Below are 6,707 nucleotides of genomic sequence, written 5' to 3'. Positions count from 1 at the left end.
TTACAAAAATCTTTGATTGCCAAAGTGAACACTTCGCTCTCTATATCCTAAAGACAACATCAAATATGCTGCAGACATTGCATCAAGAGCATCATCATGGGTTTTGCTATCCCCCTTATACGAATAAATATCATTAAATACAGAAGAACTACTGTACTTTGTAATGTAAAGTTTTTTGTAAGTAAACGGCGTAATTAACGTTGTTATTCTGCTAAATTTATTAGACTTTGGCTTAACTGGAACAATTCTAAAATATTGGCTTATATTACTTCTTAGCAAGATGTATTCACGGGTCAATCCACCAGCACCTTTTGTATTATCTCTATCCTCTAAATACAGTGTATGCACATTGAAATTTTCTATAACAGTCTTTACCATATTCATAATATAAGGATCATTAGCTGGTCTTTGGTCTTGAAATACAAAAGCATAATACTTATCATCAACTCGCTCCATAACACATAATGCAGTGTTATCCCCGCCAACACTAAATGCTGGGTCTAAATATGCTATCGGGCTAGTAAATACATAATCATCAGTAATATTTATTTGTGTAAAAATTGAATCAGTGCTTGCTATCCACTCACCTAGCAAAACTCTTGCTTTATATGATGGTATATCTTTATATAGCTTTTCTTGTGTTTCGACAAATCCTTTACTAAGTAGCACATTATCATAAGTTGTAAAATTATATGTCTTAAAGGTCGCTATATTATCAATATAATCGGTTTTAAAATAGTGTTCTGGATGATCGGGATTAGTATCAAAAATAATAGTTTCTTGCCCGCATCTTAGTCTTTTTAAGACCTCCTCTAAAGTTTGCTTGTGTAAAGTTGTAGCCTCATTAACAAAAATAAGTGCCGAATTACTTCCCCTAAATCTTTCAAAATCACTTGCCTTATCTCCACCATATAGATTAATACGTAGTGAATCAATCAGAATATATGAATTATTTGTATGTCTTGGAATATAAGGAATTTTAAGAAGTTTACATAGCTTTTCAAATTGTCCCAAAACATTAACTTCAACTGAGCGTTGTGAATTCCCAATAATAAAATTATTCGTATCGCTAGAATATAACTTTTTATTTTCAATTAAACTTTTGAGAAAAAGATAGCATGCAAGATACGTTTTGCCGCTAGCTATGCCGCCGCTGAGTATAATCTTTTTTTCATTATTCTTTTTAATACTTTTTATCACATTTTTTTGTTTTAAAGTTAACTGTTTTTCTTCAAACTTATCAAAATTAATTGAAGAATTTGTTAGCTTTACAAATTGTGATATATCAACTCCATATTTATTTTTGTATTCCTTTTGTAGTGTTGTAAAAAGTTTTGTTTGATATAAGTTCACTTGTGCCCTTTACTATTTTTGTAGTTGCTTTTGCTTTCAGCCTCATTAGCAGTTGTAAGTTTTTTCATACATTCATAGTAAAGCTCCATTTCTCTTATTGAACACTCCTTTATATATTCATCAAGCTCGCTTTTTAAAGAATTAATTTCTCCATTAACAACTTGCTTGTTTTTTTTACTACTTGCTTTATTTAAAGCATCAATTTCGGCTCTTAAATTTTCTATTTTAGTTCGCATACCAGTAAGTTCAACACTAGAATATTGCTTAAATGCACGTATAAATCCTAATTTTAAATTAGCACACTCTATATCTAATTCACTTATAACTTTCCTAGCGTTAACTTCTGATTTAAAAGTTTGTGATAAAAGGTGTTCTAAAGTATCTTCACTAATTGTTACTCTAGAGTCTTGGTTAACAACACTTTCTCCACTTTCCCATTTTTTCCTCATCCTCCACACATTTACCCTAGAAACCCCCAATTTATCCGCTATTTCCCTATCATCTAACAATCCTTCTCTAAAATATGCAACATAATCATCAAAAGACCTTTTGGCTCTTTTCAAGAAAATTCTCCTAAAATAACAAAATTAACAAATTGTTACTCTAAATAGTAAAGCAATTTGTTAATTCAATTAACATAAATTATTAATTTCTTTATACCTATTAACAACTGCCCTATATTTACAATATTTATTAATATAAAAACCAAACATTTCAAATATCCAAAAAGGAGCATTTATATGAATCAAAAACAAATATTTTTATTATTTTTATTATTTTTAAAAGTAACAATAAGTTTTTCTTATGATCAATCTCAATACAAGGGATATATGGAAAAATATTATCATAAGAAAGGCAAAACAGATACGCACATATCCTTTTTTCAAACTCTTAGTGCTGATGAAGGGGGTTTTTCTACTATCTTTATAGGAGAAGATGAACAATTAAGTCGTCTTAGTTTTACCACTTTAAAGGATATTAAAGACGGCAAAGAAACCTCTTATATGGGTTTTAACTTAGAATACCATTACAAAGCAAAGTTTAACAATCCATACCCTATGTTAAATGATATACGTGCAAACATTAGTAAAGTGAAAGTTAAATTTTTTTTTGATAATGGCCCCGAAAAAATAATAAGAGAATTAAATCAAAAATTTGTAAATAATAGAGTTATGTGGGAAATTTGGAATAATTCATATAATAAGCTTTCAGAATATATTAGGATTAATCTAAGAACCTCTGATCCGGGCATAGAAAATTTACTGCCAAAATTATTAAAACATAAAACCGTAACAATAACAATTGAAATTCCTGAAAGTGAAGATCCTGAGAAATTAACTAGTTCTATAACTTTTGATCTTGATAGCTTTCAAAAACTATACAAGAAATATAGTACGTATTTTAAATAATATAACAAGACTCGCTGTGAGTCTTGTTATATTATAATTTATGATTGTAAAAAAAATTTTTCTATTCTTTTTTATTAGAATCTTTAGATTCTTTCTCTAACTTTTTAAGCTCTTCAAGCTCTTCTTCAATCTTTTTAAGCGAGCTTACTATTATTTCTTTAGCTATATCGCTAGTACTATTACCACTAGAAATATTTTTAAAGCCCAAACCCCGAGCATGCCGCAAGGCTTCTATTCCAACTTTCCCTTGATTTTTAGCCCTTTCTCCATCAGTTATTCCAATTGCAGATTCAACTTGACCCTTAAGTTCTTCAAATTTTTTTTGAGACTCTTCTAATTCTTTTTTTCTTTTCTCTATTTTTTCATTTAAAGCTTTCTCAAGGATTTCTAATTCTTTTTCAAACTTTTCTTTATCTTTTAGTTTTTCCTTTAATTCTTCTATTTCCTTTTCATAATCAGAATATGTTTTAAGAGAAACACTTTTAGGATCCGACTTCTCTATCTTATCCTTTAATTCTTTTATTTTTTGTTCAATTTCTTCTTTTAATTTTTGATCTTCAGCAACACCTTGAACCACTTGATCTTCGCCCTGCTCCTGAGGCTCATCAGCTTGCATAGATTCTTCATCCTTTGGTTGAACTTTTGCTTCTGGTTTTTTAAAATCTCCAAAAAACTCTTCTTTTTTTGTATCTAAAAATCCCTTAACTTTTCCTTTTAAATCTTGTTCTAAACTTTTTTTTACATCTTCACCACTTGCGTAATTCTTGCAAGAAACTATCAGCGCAAAAATAGCACAAATAATAAACATTTTCTTATTCATAAGTTGCTCCATAAGTCTTAAATCTAACGCAACACCGAATAATTACAATTTTTCAAAGATTTAAATATATAATTTTGTTACATTCAGCTATTACATATTAACAAAACGCAAATATAATTTTAACCAACTCCCCAAAATCTCTCCATTGCAAATGCACCACTCATTACAAAAGACTACAAAATCCATACAACTTAAATTTCAAAGTCTTTGCTATATATTAGATAAAGTATACTGTCTTTCTTATCCGACACCCTCAAAAAATGCCTATTCTGTTTATCACAGCCACTCCACAACCCAAATTTCGCATGCAATGAGAACACCCAAAATTTGACTAAAATTTTAGGTTTTTGATAAAATATAAATTACATTTTTATTAAATTTTTATTACTTTTACTTAATTTAAAAGTAACACTTCTAAGGAGAGGATTTTATAGATATGAATAATTATTTTAATTTAAATAATTTCAATATGGATTTTATGCTCAAACTATTTCAAGATTATCAAAATGTGGTAAATGAAAATAAAATTCTTAAAAATTCACTAAAAATTTCTTCTAAGCCTACTAAAAAATCTTCAAAACCAACTCCTAAGTTTTATTTAACCTCAAAAAGTAGCAAAATAATTGAAAAATGCGTCAAAACATTAAAACAAACTGACCCAATTTCTGGTTGGTTTCTACATCTACTCGCAATAAGTGGGTGCAGGGGTGCAGAAATTCAAAAAGTTAAAATGCAAGATATTACCCCGCTACTAAGCAAAACTGGAGAAACTTTCTACAATATAAAAGTAAATGTAGCTAAAAAAAGAAATATCACTTGCATTAGAGAAATTGTCATCAAATCTGAAGAATTTGAGGCTATTCAAAAAGCTCACGAAAATTACTTTAATGACAAAAATCTCGACTCAAGGCGTACCTACCTTTTCCAAAAAACCAAACATAAATTTAAAGATAATCAAATTAGCATTATCAATATTTCTAAAAAATTTAAAATTCTTCTTAAAAAATCAGGCTTTCGTGCTAATAAATCTCTTCATTTATTTAGAAATTTATTTATTTCAAATTTAAAATCTAATGGCTATAACTCTTTCCAGATTAAAGAACTTATGAAATATCATTCAACCAATGAAATTGATAATATTTATGGACTCTCTGCTGCTAACAAAATTCACGCTTATAAATGCATGAAAAATAACCTTAAACTTTAAAAAAACTACTTTAGTCTAAATATGCGCTTTGAAGTTACTTTAAATATTTTTCCACGAGGTTTCAAGTCAAGTGAATCATATAATATTTCTTTATTTTTTGTTGCTATAAAGTGATATCCATTAACCTTATCGATTTTAACTTCACTTATTTCAAATTCATTGGCTGCACCTAAATAATTTAAAGATTCATATCTCACGCTACTTCTAATTCCGTAATAATTAAGTATCATACATGGATTTATAATAAAACAATTGCTCTTAATATATCCAAGTCCTATAAATCTATAATACGCTGCATTTATCTCATACGCATTAAATTCACGTTGCTTAAATAGACTTGTATAGTAATGTAGACACAAAAAGTAACAACCCCATTTTTGTATCTCCGGTCTTAAAGTTCTATTATCTTGTTTTATTTTATTAATAAGCATTAATTAATCCTCCTATATTAAATTTATTTTTTTAATTTTTTAGTGCACCCATTCACATGGGGACACTAACATTATTTGCAAATGCTATATTGCTAGGGAAAAATACTGTACCACTTGTTGGCAGCAGTCCCTTTAATCTATCTGATATTGCCCTTTTCTTAGGGTCAAGAGTAAACACAAACTCTCCAAATTTATAATTTAACTGCTCAATTAGTGGATATGTATTCGTAATATTGTAAATTAGCATCTTCAACCTATCTTTAATGGGCTTTTCTCTTTTTTTATTTTCGTTTTGGATTCTATTTAATTCTTTTTGTAGACTATCAATCTCCATTAAATCATACGCAAGATTTTCAGCAGATTGATTATCCTTAATTTCAAGGTCTGCACAATCAACATATTCTATAAATTCTCTTGCCCAATCAAACTCAACTCCAGAACTATAAAAATCACTCCTTTCTACTAAATCTTCAACAAGTTTTATAAACGTATCCTCGTTAAAATTATGTGCCATTAAGTATTCCTCTCTATAGTTACTATAAATATCTTTTTTCAAATTTATAATTTCTAATTCACATTTATTAACAAATTCAAACACTTTTGATATTAAGGCCTCATCTCTTTTAATCTTACAGTTAATTGGTGCAGCATCTATTAAAAAGAACAAATTACAATACTCAAGCCCAGTGCACGCTAGCTGCACTTGTGCTTGTACATAATATTTGAAAAAATATTTACTGCTTAAAAAATTGCCATTTTTATTGTACTCAGCAATAGCACTACTCATATAATTAGAGTCGCTACTTTTAATCTCTAATAGTTCTAAATCGCCATTATTATTAATAAACCAGCCATCAATTGTTGAGCCCACTAAAGTTTCTGAACTGCCCATTTTTTTGAAATAATTATACTTATCAACACCGTTGGCATATTTATTTTTATATAAAATATCAATATTATCACCGTATGCTTTAACAAACTCTCTAAATCCTAAATTCTCTAACTCTTTGCCCTTGAGCATATATAAATTCTCTTCAAAAGGTAGGCTCATATCAAAATATTTAAGCACTCTGTTTATCATTAAATCTTTCAGCCCAGCACCTCCAACAAGAATACTGCCTACTTCACTAGCACCGTATTTATCTAACTTGTTTCTTTGCACACTAAAATCAATATTTCGATTAAATCTAAAACATTCTTGACTGCTTATTCCTGGTAATTTCTTACCTATCTTACTTAATTTACTTTTTTCTTTAATGGGAGAAGATTTTTCCTCAAATATTTCACAACCAGTAAAACTTTGTTGATTAATACTTATCATTTTGAGCTCTCCTTGAATATTGTCTTGTGGATTATTATTGTTTGAAACATTGTTCATGTTTTCCTCCTTTATTTAGTAATAAATAAGTATATAGCAAAAACTATTTTTGCCAACTTTTTTACAAAAATTTTTACAAAAAAATAGTTGGGCTTATTTAAATTCTCTT

Annotated in this window: 7 protein-coding genes; 2 read left to right on the top strand and 5 right to left on the bottom strand. The window is 28.5% G+C overall.

Going from position 1 to position 6,707, the window contains the following annotated elements:
• Window positions 1–1,353 (bottom strand): PBSX family phage terminase large subunit, encoded by a 1,353-nt coding sequence (locus BB_RS06685; RefSeq protein ID WP_010883813.1) that lies wholly within the window; start codon window positions 1,351–1,353, stop codon window positions 1–3.
• Complete coding sequence (locus BB_RS06680) at window positions 1,350–1,916, bottom strand: DUF603 domain-containing protein (protein ID WP_010883820.1); 567 nt, start codon at window positions 1,914–1,916, stop codon at window positions 1,350–1,352. The genes BB_RS06685 and BB_RS06680 overlap by 4 nt, the downstream gene beginning before the upstream one ends.
• A gap of 177 nt (window positions 1,917–2,093) precedes the next feature.
• Here BB_RS06680 and BB_RS06675 point away from each other — a divergent pair, with 177 nt between their 5' ends.
• Window positions 2,094–2,762 (top strand): hypothetical protein, encoded by a 669-nt coding sequence (locus tag BB_RS06675; protein WP_010883819.1) that lies wholly within the window; start codon window positions 2,094–2,096, stop codon window positions 2,760–2,762.
• A gap of 61 nt (window positions 2,763–2,823) precedes the next feature.
• On the opposite strand, the gene BB_RS06670 is transcribed toward BB_RS06675, so the two are convergent.
• Window positions 2,824–3,582, bottom strand: coding sequence for an ErpK protein (locus BB_RS06670; protein WP_010883812.1), 759 nt, complete (start codon window positions 3,580–3,582; stop codon window positions 2,824–2,826).
• A gap of 430 nt (window positions 3,583–4,012) precedes the next feature.
• Between BB_RS06670 and BB_RS06665 the strand changes: the two genes are divergently transcribed.
• Window positions 4,013–4,789 carry a tyrosine-type recombinase/integrase gene (locus BB_RS06665; RefSeq protein ID WP_044283646.1) on the top strand — a complete coding sequence of 259 codons (777 nt, stop codon included), beginning with the start codon at window positions 4,013–4,015 and terminating at the stop codon, window positions 4,787–4,789.
• Window positions 4,790–4,794: 5 nt separating this feature from the next.
• Here the strand turns inward: BB_RS06665 and BB_RS06660 are convergent, their stop codons facing one another.
• The gene (locus BB_RS06660) at window positions 4,795–5,220 is read right to left on the bottom strand and encodes a DUF261 domain-containing protein (protein ID WP_010883810.1); all 426 of its coding nucleotides are present in this window, start codon (window positions 5,218–5,220) and stop codon (window positions 4,795–4,797) included.
• Between the two features lie 52 nt (window positions 5,221–5,272).
• Window positions 5,273–6,598 (bottom strand): DUF244 domain-containing protein, encoded by a 1,326-nt coding sequence (locus BB_RS06655; RefSeq protein WP_010883809.1) that lies wholly within the window; start codon window positions 6,596–6,598, stop codon window positions 5,273–5,275.
• Between the last annotated feature and the right edge of the window lie 109 nt (window positions 6,599–6,707).

The organism is Borreliella burgdorferi B31, from assembly GCF_000008685.2.
Classification (GTDB): Bacteria; Spirochaetota; Spirochaetia; order Borreliales; family Borreliaceae; genus Borreliella; species Borreliella burgdorferi.
Note: the sequence above shows the minus strand (reverse complement) of the source record. Positions and strands in the feature narration are given on the sequence as shown.